Annotated in this window: 9 protein-coding genes; 1 reads left to right on the top strand and 8 read right to left on the bottom strand. The window is 72.3% G+C overall.

The window, feature by feature from the left end:
- Positions 1-130 precede the first annotated feature (130 nt).
- Positions 131-1,015, bottom strand: a complete 885-nt coding sequence (locus ACGFY9_RS15045; protein WP_393754189.1) for a MurR/RpiR family transcriptional regulator — start codon at positions 1,013-1,015, stop codon at positions 131-133.
- Positions 1,016-1,133: 118 nt separating this feature from the next.
- Here ACGFY9_RS15045 and ACGFY9_RS15040 point away from each other — a divergent pair, with 118 nt between their 5' ends.
- The gene (locus ACGFY9_RS15040; protein ID WP_393754187.1) at positions 1,134-1,898 is read left to right on the top strand and encodes a sugar isomerase domain-containing protein; all 765 of its coding nucleotides are present in this window, start codon (positions 1,134-1,136) and stop codon (positions 1,896-1,898) included.
- Between the two features lie 208 nt (positions 1,899-2,106).
- On the opposite strand, the gene ACGFY9_RS15035 is transcribed toward ACGFY9_RS15040, so the two are convergent.
- The 7 genes from ACGFY9_RS15035 to ACGFY9_RS15005 all read right to left on the bottom strand — a co-directional run bounded on the left by ACGFY9_RS15035 (position 2,107) and on the right by ACGFY9_RS15005 (position 17,448).
- Positions 2,107-2,481: a hypothetical protein gene (locus ACGFY9_RS15035; RefSeq protein ID WP_393754185.1), complete on the bottom strand. Its 375-nt coding sequence runs from the start codon at positions 2,479-2,481 to the stop codon at positions 2,107-2,109.
- Between the two features lie 106 nt (positions 2,482-2,587).
- Positions 2,588-3,670 carry a class I SAM-dependent methyltransferase gene (locus tag ACGFY9_RS15030; protein WP_393754183.1) on the bottom strand — a complete coding sequence of 361 codons (1,083 nt, stop codon included), beginning with the start codon at positions 3,668-3,670 and terminating at the stop codon, positions 2,588-2,590.
- Complete coding sequence (locus ACGFY9_RS15025) at positions 3,667-4,866, bottom strand: glycosyltransferase (protein WP_393754181.1); 1,200 nt, start codon at positions 4,864-4,866, stop codon at positions 3,667-3,669. The genes ACGFY9_RS15030 and ACGFY9_RS15025 overlap by 4 nt, the downstream gene beginning before the upstream one ends.
- On the bottom strand, positions 4,863-5,684 hold the full coding sequence (locus ACGFY9_RS15020; protein ID WP_393754179.1) for an alpha/beta fold hydrolase: 822 nt from the start codon (positions 5,682-5,684) through the stop codon (positions 4,863-4,865). The genes ACGFY9_RS15025 and ACGFY9_RS15020 overlap by 4 nt, the downstream gene beginning before the upstream one ends.
- A 3-nt stretch (positions 5,685-5,687) precedes the next feature.
- Positions 5,688-5,990: an acyl carrier protein gene (locus tag ACGFY9_RS15015; RefSeq protein WP_393754177.1), complete on the bottom strand. Its 303-nt coding sequence runs from the start codon at positions 5,988-5,990 to the stop codon at positions 5,688-5,690.
- Positions 5,987-10,540, bottom strand: a complete 4,554-nt coding sequence (locus ACGFY9_RS15010; RefSeq protein ID WP_393754175.1) for a beta-ketoacyl synthase N-terminal-like domain-containing protein — start codon at positions 10,538-10,540, stop codon at positions 5,987-5,989. Before ACGFY9_RS15010 ends, ACGFY9_RS15015 begins: the two co-directional genes overlap by 4 nt.
- Positions 10,541-10,542: 2 nt before the next feature.
- Complete coding sequence (locus tag ACGFY9_RS15005) at positions 10,543-17,448, bottom strand: SDR family NAD(P)-dependent oxidoreductase (protein ID WP_393754173.1); 6,906 nt, start codon at positions 17,446-17,448, stop codon at positions 10,543-10,545.
- Positions 17,449-17,470 lie beyond the last annotated feature (22 nt).

Raw genomic sequence — 17,470 nt, 5'->3', positions numbered from 1 at the left:
TCTCCTACCAGAGGCTCGGCGGAGCGCCCATCCTGACACCGCGAAGATGATTCAAACAACCATCCCCGCGTAACTTCGGTGGTTCATCCATGCAGACTCGGCCGAGATCACGGCCGGGTCTCGGCTGGGATCACCGACCCCGGCGGGACTTCACCGTGTGCTCCCCGGCGATGTGGTCGGTGAGGGCCAGGGAGGCGCTCGCGCGCTGGTAGGAGAGCTGCGCGATGCGGACGTAGAGGCAGTCGATGAGGACCAGGACGGAGTGGCGGGCGCCGATGATGCCGGTGGGGAAACTCGTCGCGGAGGACGAGGAGATGAGCCGGATGTCGGCGGCGCGGGCGAGCGGGGAGCGCGGGTCGGAGGTGAGGGCGATGGTGGTCGCGCCGCGCTCCTTGGCGAGTTCGAAGGGCTCGATGGTCTCGCGGGTCGAGCCGGAGTGGGAGATGCCGACGGCGACGTCCGCCGGGGTGAGCAGGGCGGCGGAGGTGGCGGCCGCGTGCACCTCGGTCCAGCCGCGCACCGCGCAGCCGATGCGGAACAGTCGCGTTTCGGTCTCCTGCGCGATCGCGCCGCTGCCGCCGGTGCCGTAGACGTCGATGCGCCGGGCGCGGGCGGCGGCGGTGGCAGCGCGCTCCACCGCGTCGAGGTCGATCCGGTCGATGGTCTGCTGCACCGCGCGGAGGTCCGCGCTGCCCACGACCTGCACGACCCGTTCGAGATCGTCGTCCGGGGAGATGTCCGGGCCGATCTCGGCGGTGCCCCAGTCGGAGACCTCGCCGCGGCCGCGCTCCTGGGCCAGCTCGATCAGCAGATGCTGGTACGAGTCGAGGCCGACCGCCCGGCAGAACCGGGTCACCGTCGCCTGCGACGTGCCGGTGCGGCGGCCCAGCTCGGCGGCCGAGCAGTGGGTGACGGCGGCCGGATCCTCCAGGATCAGCTCGCCGACCTTCCTCAGTGAGCCCGCCAGTCGGGGCAGCTCGGTGCGGATGAGGGTGGTGACGTCTGTCGGGGGCATGTGCAGAAGGTATCAGCCACCCCAGAGGCCATCGATTGAATACCAGGACCGCATGTGATTTATTGATTCATTGATCTAGAAATAATAGGTGGTTTGATCCACCGGTGGGGAGAATCGCGTGTCCGCCGAGTCCGTAAGCGCCGAGACCTTCGCGCGCGAGAGCCTGGCCGTCCTCCAGCACATCACCGAGTCCAGCCGCGACACCGTGTCCCGCGCCGCCGAACTGATCGCGGACTGCGTCCGCACGGACGGCGTCATCCAGGCCTTCGGCACCGGCCACTCCCAGGCCATGGTCCTCGAACTCGCGGGCCGCGCCGGGGGTTTGGTGCCCACCAACCGCCTCAGCATCGCCGACCTCGTCCTCTACGGCGGCGATCCGCCCAGCGTCCTCGACGACCCGCTGCTGGAGCGCCGGACCGGGGTCGCCGAACGCCTCTACGACCTCGCCGCGCCCCGCCCCGAGGACCTCTTCGTCATCATCTCCAACTCCGGTGTGAACAAGGTGATCGTGGAGATGGCCCTGCGGGTGAAGGAGCGCGGCCACCGGCTTCTGGCCATCACCTCGCTCGCCCACACCCGCGCCGTCCCGGCCGGTCACCCGAGCGGCAAGAAGCTCGCCGACCTCGCCGACGTCGTTCTCGACAACGAGGCCCCACGCGGCGACGCCCTCCTCGAACTCCCCACGGGCGGCGCCGTCTGCGCCCTGTCCACGCTCACCGGCGCGATGCTCGTCCAGCTGTCGGTCGCGGAGGCGGCGGCCCAGCTGCTCGCCTCGGGGGAGCGCCCTCCGGTGTACGTCTCGGCCAATGTGCCCGGCGGCTTCGAGGGCAATCTGGAGCTGGAGAAGCGCTACGAGGGGCGAATTCGCCGTACCGCGAGCTGAGTTGACGTAGTGGTGGAGTGGGACGAGCGGCCGGAGCCCCCGGAACCGGGCCGCGGCCGCCCGTCGTCGTCACGTCTCCCGACAGGACGTCTCCCGTCAACGCGCGGGAGTCAGACGGGAATTGCTGGAATCACCGAGTGATGCTAGACGCGGTGAATGCATCATTCAATGGGGGGCAGCCGGTACTCGGCCACCGGGGGGCGGGTACTCAGCCCGTGCGGAGCACCGCCGGGCCCTCCTCCGCGATGCGGTCGGCCACGGCCGACGGCAGGCCCTCTTCGGTCACGACCGTGTCGAGGCGGTCCAGCTTCGTCACGTTGGACCGCTCCACCGTGCCCCACTTCGTGCTGTCGGCGAGCAGCGCGACCGAGCCGGTCGCCTCCATCACCGCGTGCTTGAGCAGCACTTTGTCCATCGAGAAGCTCGTGATGCGGTGGGCCAGGTCCCGGGAGCCGGCGCTCAGGACGGCGAGGTCGAGGTTGATCGCGCCGACCGCCCTGGCCGCGAGGGGTCCGCTGCTCGAACCGCTCGACACATCGACCTCGCCGCCGGTGTGGACCGTGTCACGGACGGCAGTTCGCACAGTGCCAGTACGGCGTGAAAGCCGTTGGTGACGCCCGCTCGCGGGGCGGCACATGGCCGGTCCGGTCTGCGGGCGGAGAGTCTGTCCTGACCGTCCGCGTCATGGCTCAGTCCCGCCGTGCCACCAGCCGGTACGCGTTCGACACTCCCAGCCGATGCGACAGCCGCTTCACGACGAACCGGTCCAGGAGCGTGCCCAGGATCAGCGCCGGTATCCCCGCGATCAGCACCGCCGCGCGGCCCGTACGGGCCAGTCCTGACGGGGGCTTCGGCAGCCACGGCAGGTTGTCGCGGGGCGCGGCCGTGTCCAGGGCCAGCCAGGTCCCGGCGAGGAGATCGACCGGGTCGTGTGGCTCCGCGTGCTGTTCCGCCACGACCGTGAAGCCCAGGTCGGTGAGGCGGCGGCGCAGGTTCTCGACCGGGATGAAGTGCAGGTGCTGCGGCTGGAGCCACGGCAGCCACCAGCGGCCCAGGAGGCGGGAGTAGCGGCTGTCGGGGTCCGGGACCTCGATCAGGAGGTGGCCGCCGGGGCGCACGGCCTGGTGCGCGGCGGCCAGTTCGCGCTCGGGCTCGGTGCTGTGCTCCAGGTAGTGGAACATGCTGACGACGTCGTAGTGGCCCGAGAGGCCCGGGGCCAGGTCGGGGAAGCTGCCCCGGTAGCCGCGCTCCACCCGCCCCGCCTGCTCGGCGAGTTCGGCGCCGTCCGTGAAGTCGAGGCCGTCGAAGGTGGTGTCGGGATACACCGTGCGGGCCGACTCGCAGAAGTGGCCGTGCCCTGTACCGACGTCCAGCCAGTTCTTGGGAGTTGGCGAGTGCGCGAGCAGTGACTCCGCGCGCTGCTCGTACATCTTCGTACGGGCCGCGAACGTGTTGCCCAACTGCTTCTCGCCCAGGCCGTCGTAGAAGTCCCGGTAGTAGAACTCCAGCCCGGCCGGGCTCAGTCGGGGATTCTGGAACGTGTGCCGGCAGTCCTCGCACTGGTCCAGGACGAACGCGCCCGGCTTGTGCTGGATCAGGTCCTTCGTGCGCAGCCGGGTCCGGAGCCGGGACGAGTCGCACCAGGGGCAGGTCTCGCACCGGGGTTCGAAGAAGCGGTCCAGGCCCTCGGCCAAGTCGGCCTGATAGGTGGGCCGTAGGGCTGCCACCTGGTCGTTGCGGCTCGGGGGCTTGGGGTCGTCCTCGTTGCTCACGGGGTCTCCTTGAGGGACGCGCCGGTGGCCAGCAGCTCCAGATGGGTCGCCGCCGCGCGGGTGCCTCCGGCCGCGCGGAACGCCGTACGGATGCGGCCGGCCGCGGCGCGGTGGTCGGGTTCGTGGAGTACGGCGTCGATCGCCGCGCCCAGCTTGGGGGCGGTGACCCGGCCGAAGCGGACGCGGATGCCCGCACCCGCGCCGGTGACCTGCCCGGCGATCACCGGCTGGTCGTCGCGGATGGGCGCCACGACGAGGGGGACGCCGTGCCACAGCGCCTCGCACACCGTGTTGTGCCCGGCGTGCGAGACGACCGCGTCCGCCCTTTCCAGCAGCGGGAGTTGGGGGATCGACGGCAGGATCAGCAGGTCCTTGTCCTGTTCGTCGGACGTGCCCAGTGCGTTGCCGGGGTCCGCGATCACCGCCTGCACGCGGTCCGTTCGTGCCCGCAGCGCCGTCACGCACTCGGTGAGGAAACGGGCGCCCACATCGGTGTTGGCGGTACCGAGGCTGACCAGGACCAGGGACCGGGCCGGGTCCAGCCAGTCCCAGGGGAAGTCCGGCGCCGCCGGGCGGGGCGCGATCGACGGGCCGACCCAGCGGATCTGCTCGCCCTGCCGCGCCTCGGGGCCGACGAGTTCCGGGGTGCTGAACGCGAGGACGAGGTGCGGGGAGAAGCGGGGGTCGGCGGTGCCCGTCGGGTCGCCGATCCCGGCGCGGAGTCCGGCCAGCAACTCGTCCAGCCACAGGGCGACTTTGGGCATGCCCGCCAGTACGTCCGTGAACTCGGCCGAGGTGGTCGCCGAGGTCGCCCACGGTACGCCGAGGCGTTCCGCCACCAGGCCGCCGGCCAGGGCCTGTTGATCGGCGACGACCGCGTCCGGCCCGAACTCCTCGACGGCGGCCGCGACTCCGGGCGCCATCTGCTCGGCGAGCGGCGCGAGGAAGGCCTCCCACAGGAACTTCAGCGCCTCGGGGCCACGGATGTCGGGTGGGCGTACGCCCTCGCCCTCACCCGGTACGGGTCCGGCGCAGGGGAACACGCGCGCCGACTCGCCCGCGAGCCGCCGTACGAGAGCGGGATCGGCGCAGACCCACGCCAACTCGTGTCCCCGTGACGCCAGTTCGGCCGCCACGCCCGCCGCCGGGTTGATGTGGCCGACCAGCGGCGGGACGACGAACAGGAACCGGCTCACCGGGCCGCCACCTCGGCTGCCTCGGTCGCGCTCGCCTCCTGGATCAGGGAGAGGATGTGCCCGCCGACCGTGCCCGCCGCCTCGACCAGTACGGAGTGCTCGTGGCCGGGGACGACGACGGTCCGGCAGTCGGGGAGCACGGACTCCAGCCACGGTGCGAGCAGGGCGAGGTCCGAGTCGCCGCCGTAGACGCCGAGCACCGGGCAGTGGACTGCGCGGATCTGATCCTCCGTCAACACGCCGCTGGCCGGAATGTCTTGGGAGAGGGAGGTCTCCCGGGCCAGGCGGGCGGCGCCCTTCGCGAGGCGGGCGGTGTTGTGGCCGCGGTTCGCGCTGATCCAGGCGATCGCGTCGTCCTCGTTGTGCGCCAGCTCGTGCAGCACACGGTCCAGGATGCCGCCGAGTTTCGGTGCCCAGGCCGTGGTCGCCGGTTCCGACTCGATGAGGGAGACGCTGGCGGCCCGCTCCGGATGGCGGGCCGCGTAGCCGAACGCCACTGTCCCGCCATAGGAGTTGCCGACCAGATGGACCGGGCCGGTCACCTCCAGGCGGTCGAGCAGCGCCTCCAGGTCGTCGATGTTGTCGTCGAGCGTGTAGCCGGTGGCCGGGCGCCCGCTGCGGCCGTGGCCGCGCAGGTCGTACATGACGACGTCGATGCCGGCCAGCGCGAACGGCGGCGCGATGGTGAAGTAGTAGCTGGCCAGGCTGTCGGTGAGCAGACCGTGCACGAGCACCGCCGTGGCGGTGACCGGGCGGCCGTCGGGCGGGCTCATTCTCTGTACGTGCAACCGGAGTTGACCGGTGTCGACCATCACCATGGCTCAGCCCGTCTCGGCTGCCTTGAGGCTCTGCACGACGTACTCCACGAGTCGGCCGACGGTGAGTTCGATGATCTCGTCGAACTCCATCCCGGCCAGGAACTCGGCGAAGTTGACCTTCGTCCCGTAGTGCTCCTGGAGCAGACCTGCCAGGGTCACCAGGTCGATGCTCTCCAGCTCCAGGTCGCGGTTGAAGGTCGTCGTCATGGTGATCTCGACGTCGTCGACGCCGTACTCGTCCTCCAGCAGCGTGGTGAGCATGCCGGTGAGGTCGGTGAGGACGGTGTCCTCGGTGGTGAGGGTCATCGGTCGTACTCCTCTTCGTGCGCGGGTCCCGTCGTCCAGGCCACGACGTAGGTCCTGTCCGGCAGACTGGGGGGATTGCCGGCCGGCTCGTAGTGCACGGTGTAGGCGCGTTCCAGGCGCCCCGACACCAACAGCCTTGAGCCGGGGGCCACTTGGAAGACGGCGAAGTCGCGCGGCCGTCCCCGGAAGCCGGTGCCCTCCGCCTTGGCGACCGCCTCCTTCGCCGCCCAGAAGCGGGCGAACCACAGCGCCTCGGACTCGCCGCCGGCCGTCAACTGGGCGCGCATGAGTGCCAGTTCCTCCTCGCCGAGGGCGGTGGTGAGGGTGGCCGGGGGGCGTTCCACGACCTCCTCGATGTCGATCCCGGGGCCCGGACCAGGGGCATGCGGCCGTACGATCGCGACCGCCGCCTCGGCGCGGTGGGCCAGCGAGACGTCCAGCGGGGGCAGGGTCCGGCCGTGCAGACCGGTGACGTACGGGCGGCCCGACTCGTCGTTGTGGACCCGGATCTCCGCCGGAAAGACAGGCCCCTCGCCATGGCCCCACAGCCACTGCCGTACCGCGTCCTTCACCGCGATCCGGCCCAGCAGCCACTGCCGGCGCCCGCGCGGCGGATGCTCGGCGTACTGCGAACGCTCCACGCTGCTCAGTGAGTTGCGCATGATCAGGTCGCGCGAGGCGAGGTCGGGCCAGCGCTCGTTGAGCAGGGTCCGGCCGCCGGGGCGGGCCTCGGAGAGGGTGTTGCGCTCCGGGAAACGCTCGACGGGCTTGGTCTGCGGGTCGTTGTCGAAGCGCCGGTCCTGCCAGCCGGTCAGCTCCGCCCACACCTCGCCGTCGACCGTGAGCTGTACGTCGGCTTCGAGCGCGGTGTCGGTCAGCGAGGTGATCCGCACCAGGCACTCGACCTCCGTACCGGGGCGCGGATGAGGGCCGTAGAAACGCATCTCGCGCATGCCGACCGGGAAGACGACGGTACGTTCGGTGCGGGTCGCCATGATCCAGTAGCCGAGGATCTGGCCGACGTTGTCGAGCAGGGCGCCCGGGGCCGGCGGCGTGGTGATCACGCCGCGTACGTGGCGGTCGCCGATCGCGGTGAGTTCGGTGACCCCTTGGAACGCCGGGCCGTGGAACATCCAGCGCTCGTCGTAGAGATGGGCCGCGGTGTGGTCGGGGACGCGTTCGGTGGTCGGGTCCGGACGGGGGTGCGGTGGGGGTGACATGGGGTGGGCGGGGGCCAGTTCGACCACACCGCGGGCGTGCGGGCCGAAGGAGACGGCGAGGCGGTTGGGAGCGTCCGTGACTACCCGCACCGGCACGTCGATTGAAGGTGTCGCTGTCAGCCAACGGTCGAACCGCGCGTCGTGCACGGCGACCGCGCGCATGCCCGGGGCGGTTCGTTCCGCCGCCTCGATGATGTGCTGGACGATCGTGGTCGCGGGGACCACCGGCCAACGGTCCGCCACGTCGGGCCAGTCGGGGCGTTGCGGGAAGAAGCAGTGGTCCATGAGGTAGGGCATGGACTCGGGGGAGACGTGGACCGTGGTCTGCCATTCCCTTGGGGGACTGGGGAGTTGGGGTGGGGGAACGGGGGCGGACACCCGGGGCGCGGAGGCGGTCGCTACGGCACGACGGCTGCCCGCGCTGATGAGTTGGGCGGCCGTGTCCGCGGTGTCGCGCATGAGCGCGTGCAGTTCGGCGGCGGCCGGGAAGCGGTCGGTGAGGGCGTCGAGGGGAGACAGAGCGGCGAGGGTCGGTGCGGTCGCGGCCGCCGGTGTGCGCAGTTCCGCCCGTAGCGTCACCAAGGTCGGCGCGTCGAGGGACACCAGCGCGCCGCCCAGGTCGAGCCGTACCGGGGGCCGTTCCCGTCGTGGAGCCGGTTTCTGCGGGGCCAGCGTCGTCGGGTCCACCGTTGCGCCCGCCGACCACAACGCCGTGGCGACGCGCCGGAGTTGGGCCAGTCCGGTGCGGTGGGGCGAGTTGGCGGCGACGACCAGGTGATCGCGTCCGCTGAGGGTCGCGTCGATGAGGGAACGGAGTTGGCCGGTGCCGACCTGGACGAAGGCGCGGTGGCCGGCGGTGTACATGGCCTCGACGAGTTGCCGGAAGCGCACGGGCTCCAGCAGGTGCCGGATGAAGAGTTCGCGGACCGCCTTCTCGTCCGAGGGGTACGGCGAGGCGGTGGTCCCGGACCACAGGGGGACCGTCGGCGGGTGGAGGCGGAAGCGGTTCGTGGCCTCTTCGATCGGGGCGAGGTAGGGCTTCAACATCGGTGTGTGGAAGCCGGATTGGAACGGGAGGACCTGACTGAGGACGCCCTGCGCGCGGAAGGACCGCACGAACTCGTCCACGGCGTCGTCCGGTCCGCACACCATCGACTGGCCCGGCGCGTTGTCGTGGGAGAGCACGATTCCGGCGTCCGGCCAGTCGGTGGCGAGCGCCGAGAGCACGCGCTCGGCCGGGGCTCCGATCGCCCCGAAGGCGAGGCCGGGGACCGTCACCGAGTCGGGGTCGAACGCTTCCATGAAGTCGCTGACCTCGTCCGGCGCGTACACCCCGGCGGCCGTCATCGCGGTCCACTCGCCGACACTGTGTCCGGCCACCGCGTCCGGGACGACGCCCATCGTGCGCAGCGCGGCGTCCAACAGCCGCCCGACGCCGACGACATCGAAGCCGTGACGGCCGACGTCCCCCACCTGTGCGGGAGTTGCGGACCGGTTCTCCCGGAGTCCGAAGTGCGCGGCGACGTCCTCGACCCGGGGGGTGAAGTCCCCCTCCAGACCCGGGAAGACGAACGCCAGTTTTCCCGCGCCGGGCCCGATCAGCGGGCTCGGCGTGAACCACACATCGCTACGGCCCTGCCACGCGCGCCCCTTGGCGATCGCCCGGCGTGCCAGCGCGAGCCGCTTGGCGTCCGGGGCGACGATGCCGAGGCGGGAACGGTCCGAGGCGGCAGGGGTGTTGCCCGCGGCCAGGAGGGCGGAGTCGTCCGCGTCCAGCAGCGCGGCCAGGGCCTCGGGGCTGTCGGCGGCGAGCATCAGCACGCGTTCCGGCTCGGCCACGGAGGCTGTGCGAGCGGGGGCGTTCGTGCGTTCCGGGTCGTCGACCACCCCCGCCGAACGTGACGCGCGCGCTCCCGGTGCCTCCTCCAGCACGACATGCGCGTTGATGCCGCCGAACCCGAAGGCGTTGACCGCCGCCCGTCGCACCGGCTGTTCGGGAGTGGTCTCCCAGGGCGCCGCCTTCTCCAGCGGACGGAACCGGGTCGCCGCGAGCGCCGGATGCGGGTCGTCGCAGTGCAGGGTCGGCAGGAGCATGCCGTGGTGGACGGCGAGGGCGGCCTTGACCAGTCCGGCGACTCCGGCGGCCGGCATCGTGTGGCCGATCATCGACTTCACCGAGCCGATCACCGCACGGCCCTGGGATGTGCCCGTGTTCCCGAACACCTCGGCCAGCGTGGTCAGTTCGGCCGTGTCACCGGCGGGTGTCGCCGTGCCGTGCGCCTCCAGCAGGCCGATGGAGCCGGGCAGCGCGGGGTCCAGTCCCGCCGCCTGCCAGGCCTGGCGTACGGCGTGGGTCTGGCCGGTCGAGTCGGGGTTGACGAGACTCGCGGCGCGGCCGTCACTGGACACGCCGGTGCCGCGGACGACGGCGTAGATCCGGTCGCCGTCGCGCTCGGCGTCGGCGAGGCGTTTGAGGACGACGACTCCCGTGCCCTCGCCGATCAGGATGCCGTCGGCATCGCGATGGAAGGGGCGGATGCGCTGGCTCGGGGAGAGTGCGCGCAGTTGGGAGAACACGCTCCACAGCGTGATGTCGTGGCAGTGGTGGACACCGCCCGCGAGCATCAAGTCGCAGCGCCCGGCGGCCAGTTCGGTGACCGCCTGGTCGACCGCGATCAGCGAGGACGCGCAGGCCGCGTCCACCGTGTACGCCGGGCCGCGCAGGTCGAGGCGGTTGGCGACGCGGGACGCCGCGAGGTTGGGGACCAGGCCGATGACCGACTCGGGACTGTCGGGGCCGAGCCGTTCGGTGAACGCGGTGCGGATGCGGTCGAGTTGGCCGGGGTCCAGGTCGGGCAGCAACTCGCCCAGCGTGCGGACGAGTTGGCCCGCCGTACGGACCCGCTGGTCGAGGCGGACCAGACCCGGGGTGAGATAGCCGCCCCGGCCGAGGACGACACCGACGCGCCGCCGGTCGGGCAGGCGGGACTCGCCGCCCGCGTCGGCGAGGGCGGCGGCGGCCACGTGGAGGGCGATGAGCTGGTCGGGTTCGGTGCCGGGCACCGAGTTCGGCATGATGCCGAACCGGGTGACCTCGACCTCGGCCAGCGCGTCGACGAAGCCGCCGCGCCGGCAGTACACCTGGTCGGCCACGGCCGGACCGCTCGCGGAGTCGGGCCGGTAGTAGTCCGCGTCCCAACGCCCGTCCGGCACCTCGCTGATGGCGTCCGTGCCGCCCAGCAGATTCCGCCAGTACGCGTCGAGGTCGGCGGCGCCGGGAAGCAGCACCGACATTCCCACGATGGCGACCGGCACTTGACGGTCCGTCACGGCTACCAGCCCGAAGCGGTGTAGACGACGGCCCCTGCTGACTCGTCGCCCCAGGCGAGCTCGCGCAGCAGGGCCGCGGTGCCCTCCTCGGGGTCGATCAGCGAGATGCCGCGCCGGGCGTACTCGCGTCCCAACTCCGGGGTGACCATGCCGTGGTGACCACCGGTCGGCGCCCACGGCCCCCAGTGCACGGTCAGCGCACGGTGCCCGGTCCGGGCCGCCCAGGCGGTACCCAGGCTCTGCAGCGCGTCGTTGGCGGCGGCGTAGTCGACCTGACCCCGGTTGCCGAGCACGGCCGAGATGGAGCCGAACAGGACCGCGAAAGCAGGGCCGTTGGGCAGTTCCTCCAGGGCCGACAGCAGGGTCTCGGCGCCGTGCGTCTTCGTGCCGTAGACCCGCTGGAAGGACTCGGTGGTCTTCTCGGCGATCAGCCGGTCCTCGATGACGCCGGCCGCGTAGACGACACCGTCGAGGCGGCCGTGTTCGGCGTGGATCTCCTTGACCGCCTGGAGCGCGGCGTCCGGTTCACGGAAGTCGACGGAGTGGTAGCGGGCCTCGCTGCCGAGGGCCGTCAGTTCGTCCAGGGTCGCGGTGATCTCCCGCTGGGCGAGCAGGAGTTCGGCGGTGCGGTTGATCTCGGCGGGGGTCAGTCCACCGCCCTTCGCGGCGAGGGCGGCGCGCAGTTCGGCCGGGGTGCGGGCACCCGCGGTCGCCGGGTCCTCGGGCCCTACCGGTGCGGCCGTCCTGCCCAGCAGTTCGATACGGCACCGGGAGGCCGCGGCGAGCGCGACGGCGAACTTCGCGGTGATGCCCCGCGCGCCGCCCACCAGCAGCACCACCGAGTCGCGGTCGAGCCCGATCGCGGATGCTTCGGCGACTCCGTCACCGGCAGGCCCGGCACCGTTCGTCGCGAGCGCGCCGAGCGGTGTCTCCGTCAGCTCAAGTCCGTGTCGTCCGGCGGCAGTTCGCAGGACGACCGACTCGGTGCCGGGCGCCAGCAGTTCGGCGATCACCGCGTCGGCGACGGCGTCCGGTGCGGTGTCCGCCAGCTCGACGACCCGGGCGACGGTGTCCGGATACTCGCGGGCCACCGTACGGAACAGCCCGTGCAGCCCCGCCGATCCACCGTCCGCGCCCTGTACCGCGAGGAGTTGACGCGGGCCGCCCCGCAGAGCGGCCTGGAACACGGGGAACGCGTCGGGCAGCACCGGCGCCGACGCCGTGAGCGGAGCGAGATACAGGACGCCGTCCACCTGGCCGTCCACGTCGGTGAGTTGGTGCTCGGGGCCCATGGTCACCGTGTCGGCACCGTAGGAGGAGAGCCGGGCCGCGACCGCCTCGGGGCCGTCACCGTCGCCGTAGAGGACGAACCGCCTCCCGCTCAGTACGGATGCCGGGTCCACCGGGTTGTCGCCGTCCTGGTGTGCCAGCAGTACCGGCCGCAGTTGGAGGCGCTTCGGCGCGGCGCCGGTGATCTCGTCCTGCGGGGCGCTCGGGGAGGTGGCCTGGGGGGCTCCGGCACTCGGGGGAGTCTCGTCCGTCGCCGCCGGTTCGGTCAGCCGCGCCGACAGCCAGCCCGTGACGGAGGCCGCCGTGCGGGCTTTCGCCAGGTCCTCCAACTCGGCGTCGTCGAGCGTCGCCACGTCCATCCCGCCGCCGATGCCCAGCCGCCCGGCCAGTTCCCCGGCGATCTCGGCGCGCTTGATGGAGTCGATGCTGAGGTCTGCCTCCAGGTCGAGGTCGGGCTCGATCATGTCGACGGGATAGCCGGTGCGTTCGCTGATGACCTCCAGGACGACCCGGAGCACGTCGGCTTCGGTGACGGCCTCGGGGGCCGCCGGGGCAGTCGTCAACCCCTGGACAGCTGGGGGCTGTTGAGCTGTCGGAGCCTCGGCAGCCGGCAGGGCGGGCGTCTGTGGCAGGGCCTCGATCGCGGCGGGCGCCGGGGCCGGAACCCACGTTCCCTGGGGCGCCGCCCCCTGCGCCGCGCCGAAGTACGTCATCAGCACATCCCGTTGCGCGGCCACCATCTCCCGGCTGGTGCGCAGGAATTCGGAGATGAGCGCGTCCCTGTTCGCCTCGACGTGGACACCGTCCTGAGGGTTCGTCGTCACAGTCGTCTCCACAACGCGTCGGGCCGGTGCGAGGGCACCGGGCAGGAGTGCTCCGGCGGCGGTACGGACGAGTTGTCCGTCGACCGTCCAGCCGGGTCGCGAGGGCACGGGGGTCCGGGCCGCGTCGACGGCGTCGCGCCCGTTGAACAGCCATCCGGTGCGCACCGGCAGCCCCGCGACGGCAAGTTGGGCCAGCGCGTCGAGCCAGCCGCGCAGCCCGCTGTCCTGCCGGGGCTCGCACGCGACCGTGCGGTGCGGGCGGTCGCCGAGGATCTGGTCGACCAGCCGGGTCAGCACGGAGCCGGGTCCGGCCTCGACGAAGACCCGGGCTCCCGCCTCGTACATCGCCTCGATCTGCGCGACGAAGCCGACCGGCGAGCCTATCTGCGCGGCGAGTTCGGCCCGGACCGCGTCGGCGTCCTCGCCGTACGGGGCCGCCGTGCGGTTGGACCAGACGGGGAACTCGGGTGTGAGCACGGGCCGTTGGGCGAGAGCCTGTGCGAAGCGCTCGCCCGCCCCAGCCACCAGCGGGCTGTGGAAGGCGCAGGCCACGGGGATGCGCTTGGCGCCGAGACCGGCGTCGCGCAGGAGCCGTACGGCGGTGGCGACTGCCTCCGTCGGGCCCGAGATCACCGTCTGGCGGGGCGAGTTGTGATTCGCGACGACGACGGAGTCGGGTGCGTTCGCGGTCTTCAGGGCCTGCTCGACGTCCTCGGCACCGGCCGCCACCGCGGCCATGGTTCCCGGGTCGTCCGCGCCCGTGGCTTCGAGGATCGCCGCCGCGCGCTCGGCGCTCAGCTCCAGCAGCGCCTCCGGCGCGATCGCACCGGCCGCGCACAGGGCGACCAGCTCGCCGTAACTGTGGCCGGCCGCCATGTCGGGCCGCACGCCCGCCTCGGTGAGCAGGGCGTGCGCGGCCAACCCGGCGATGCCCAGCGCGGGTTGCGCGACCCGGGTGTCGGTGAGGCCTGCCTGCTGGCGGTCGCGGGCGGTGTCGTCGAAGGCGGTGGGCGGGTAGAGCGCGTCGGCGTGGTCGCGGCCGAGGTGCAGATAGTGCTGCAGCTCGGGGAACGCGATGAAGACATCGGCGAGCATGCCGGGGCGCTGACTGCCTTGACCGGGGAAGAGGAAGGCGACCTTGCCCGTGTTCCCTTCCTCGTCAGCCGCGTGGATTCCGGAGGCGGGGTCCTGCTCACCTTGGAGGGCCCGCCGCAGTTGCCCGGCCAGTCCCTCCACATCCCGCGCCACGACGGCTACTTGCACCGGCTCCTGCCGGGCGTCGGAGCGCCGCGACGCGCTCAGCGCGAGGTCGCGCAGCTTCCATTGGCCCGTCTCCGCGAGCTTCAGGATCTCCTCGATGCCCCGGCGCGCAGCCGCCCGGTCCGCACCCCGGAAGGTGAACAGCTCGGCAGACCACGCGTCCAGACCCTGCGCGGGCGGAACCGCCTCGCCGTACGCCCCGATCACCGCATGGAAGTTGGTGCCGCCGAAGCCGAACGCGCTGAGGCCCGCGACGCGTTCCTCGGCGGGGGCCGCCCACGGCCGTGGCTTGGCGTGGAAGACGAACGGGCTGCTGTCCTCCTTCCACGCCGAGTTGGGCTGCTTCATGTGCAGGGTGGGCGGCTTCACGCCGGTGTAGAGGGACAGCACGGTCTTGATGAGACCGGCGAGTCCCGCGGCGCACTTCGTGTGCCCGATCTGGGACTTGACCGAGCCGAGCGCACAACTGCCCGTCTCCGCGCCGGACTCGGTGAACACCGCGCTGAGGATGGAGAGTTCGGTGCGGTCGCCGACGACCGTCCCGGTGCCGTGCGCCTCGACCAGGCCGACCTCGGAAGGGGAGACGCCCGCGTTGCGGTACGCCCGCTCCAGCGCGGCCCGCTGTCCCTCGGGGCGGGGTGCCGTCAGGCCCAGGGAGCGGCCGTCGCTGGAGCTCCCAACTCCCTTGATCACGCCGTAGATCCGGTCGCCGTCCCGCTCCGCGTCCGCGAGCCGCTTGAGGACCACGCAGGCGACGCCCTCGCCGAGCGCGATGCCGTCCGCCGAGCTGTCGAAGGCGCGGGAGCGGCCGGTGGGGGACAGGGCGTGCACGGAGGAGAAGAGGACGTAGTCGTTGATGCCGTTGTGGAGGTCGGCGCCCCCGCACAGGACGACATCGCTGGTGCCGCCCACGAGTTCCTTGCAGGCGACGTCGACGGCGGCCAGCGAGGACGCGCAGGCCGCGTCGACCGTGAAGTTGGCGCCGCCGAGGTCGAGCCGGTTGGCGATGCGGCCCGAGATGACGTTGGAGAGCATGCCGGGGAAGGAGTCCTCGGTGAGCGTGGGGAGTTGCTCCTCGATGCCCTGCGGGATCTTCCCGTAGTAGGAGGGCAGTACGGCGCGCAGCGTGGTCGCGTTGGACAGGTCGCTGCCCGCCTCCGCGCCGAACACCACGGAGGTGCGCGCACGGTCGAACTTCCGCCCCCGGTCGCCGTATCCGGCATCCTCCAGCGAACGCCGGGCCGCTTCGAGGGCCAGCAGCTGCACCGGTTCGATGCTGCCGAGGGAGGTCGGCGGGATGCCGTAGCGAAGCGGGTCGAAGGGGATGCGCGGCAGGAAGCCGCCCCACTTCGACGGGGTGGCGCCGTCCTTGTCGGCGGAGTAGTGGACGGCGGGGTCCCAGCGGTCGGGCGGGACCTCGTCGACGGAGTCGCGGCCGCCGAGGATGTTCGCCCAGAACGTGGGGAGGTCGGGCGCCTGCGGGAACATGCACGCCATGCCGATGACAGCGATGTCCAGGGGGGCCGGTGCCTCCGGCTCGGCTGTCTCCTCAACTCCCAGGAGCGCGCGGGCAGTCCGCGCGCTCTCGGCCAGGAAGGCGGCGGCCTCCTCGGTCACCGAGCGGTGCAGGGCGTCGATCGTGGTGGTCGCCGAACGCAGCACGGCGACCTCGCCGGCCATGAACATCCCCTCGGCGAGCTGGCGTTGCTCGTCCACGGCGGTCAGCGCGCCGTCCGCGTCCCGCTCGACACCCTTGCTCGCGATGCGCAGCCGGCCGACGTTGAGCCGCTCCAGCTTCTCCCAGATCTGCCGGTCGGGTACGCCCTGCTCGCGCAACTGGGCCTCGAAATCGAGGTAGTTGTCGCTGAACGGGCTCGGCACGCAGCGGGTGGCGTGACCGGGCGCGGTCTCAAGCAGCGCAGTGCGAGTGGCCCGGACGACCTGGTCCTGGAACAGGGGCTGGACCGCCCCGCGCGTCACCGCCTCCTCCGTGAACAGATAGGCGGTGCCCATCAGTACGCCGACGGCGGCGCCGCGTGCGGTGAGCGGTGCGGCGAGGGCGGCCACCATCGCCGCCGAGCGTCCGTCGTGGACGCCGCCCGCGAAGAACACCTCGATGTGCTCGGCCGTACCCGGGTCGGCCTTCTCCAAGAAGTCGGCCAGGACGGCGAGTTGGGCCTCCCAGAGGGGAAAGCTGCCGCGCGGTCCGACATGGCCCCCGCACTCGGAGCCCTCGAACACGAATTTGCGCATCCCCGCGTCCAGGAACTGCCGCAGCAGCCCCGGCGAGGGCACATGCAGGAAGGTGGAGATCCCGGCCCGCTCCAGCGCCTCGGCCTGGGAAGGCCGCCCGCCCGCGATGATCGCGTGGGTGGGCTCCAACTCCCGTACGGCTTCGAGCTGGGCGTTGCGCATCTCCTCGGGTGCGAAGCCGAGCACCCCGACACCCCAGGGGCGCCTCCCCACGGCGGCGCGGGTCTCGGCCAGCACCGTGCGCGACTGTTCGCCGCTCGACAGGGCCAGCGCGACGAACGGCAGGGCGCCGCCCTCGGCGACGGCCGCGGCGAACTCCGCCTGGTCGCTGACCCGGGTCATCGGGCCCTGGGCGATGGGGAGTCGGGTGCCGAGCGTCCGGCTCATCGGGGAACCGGCGCGCAGCGCGTTGGCGGGGCCCTCGTCCCGTATCGACTCCCGTATGGCGGCGGTCAGCTCGCGCACCGTGCGACCCGCGTCGCCCCAGCGTTCCGCGAAGCGCGCGGCGAGGAAACCGTCCTGGCCGACCGGCAGCAACTGGGTGCGCGGGTCGCGGGCGCCGAGCAGCCCGGACACCCGGTCGGCGGGCACCTGGGGGGCGTCAGGACCGCGCCGCAGGAGCACGCGGTGACCGGCCACCAGTGTGGTCTCGGAGCCGTCCATCGAGCGCAGCGCGGCGGCCGCCGCCTCCGGCAGGACCGACTCGGCGAGCAGGGCCAGTTGGCTGTCGAGGACGACCCCGGCCGCGCCACCGGCCACGGCCGCGGCGGCCGTACGAGGGCCGATGCCGCCGCAGGCCCAGACCGGGACGTCCACACCGGGCTCGGCGAGCAGCCGCTGGAGTAACACGAAGGTGCTCAACTCGCCCACCCGGCCGCCGCTTTCGGCGCCCCGGGCGATCAGCTCGTGCGCACCGGCGCGGACCGCGGCCAGCGCCTGGTCCGGGTCGGTGACCTCGACCAGCACCCGGTGCTGCGCGACGACCTCGTCGACCCGCCAGGGAGCGTCCGCGGTGAGGACCACGGTGTGCGGGGCGGCGCCGGTGCCCGTCGTGAGGTCACCGGGACCGATCCGGCAGTGCGGCCCGACCCGTACCCCGAAAGGACCCGGGGACCAGCGGCGGATGCGCGCCAGGGCCTCTCTTGATCTTCGGTCGCCATTTCCCAGGTCCAGTACCCCCAGCCCGCCGGCGCGGCTGACGGCCGCCGCGAGTCGGGCATCCGGCTCATGGAACGGGGTGATTCCAATGATCATGCATTCGGCGCGCGCGACAGGCGTCATGATTCTCCGAATAAACGGTGAA

The sequence above is a fragment of the Streptomyces sp. NPDC048504 genome, from assembly GCF_043200035.1.
Classification (GTDB): Bacteria; Actinomycetota; Actinomycetes; order Streptomycetales; family Streptomycetaceae; genus Streptomyces.
Note: the sequence above shows the minus strand (reverse complement) of the source record. Positions and strands in the feature narration are given on the sequence as shown.

Excerpts from the sequence above, each read along its gene's own strand:
- ACGFY9_RS15045 (WP_393754189.1), bottom strand. The coding sequence starts at position 1,015 with ATGCCCCCGACAGACGTCACCACCCTCATCCGCACCGAGCTGCCCCGA.
- ACGFY9_RS15015 (WP_393754177.1), bottom strand. The coding sequence starts at position 5,990 with ATGACCCTCACCACCGAGGACACCGTCCTCACCGACCTCACCGGCATG.
- ACGFY9_RS15020 (WP_393754179.1), bottom strand. The coding sequence starts at position 5,684 with ATGGTGATGGTCGACACCGGTCAACTCCGGTTGCACGTACAGAGAATG.
- ACGFY9_RS15005 (WP_393754173.1), bottom strand. The coding sequence starts at position 17,448 with ATGACGCCTGTCGCGCGCGCCGAATGCATGATCATTGGAATCACCCCG.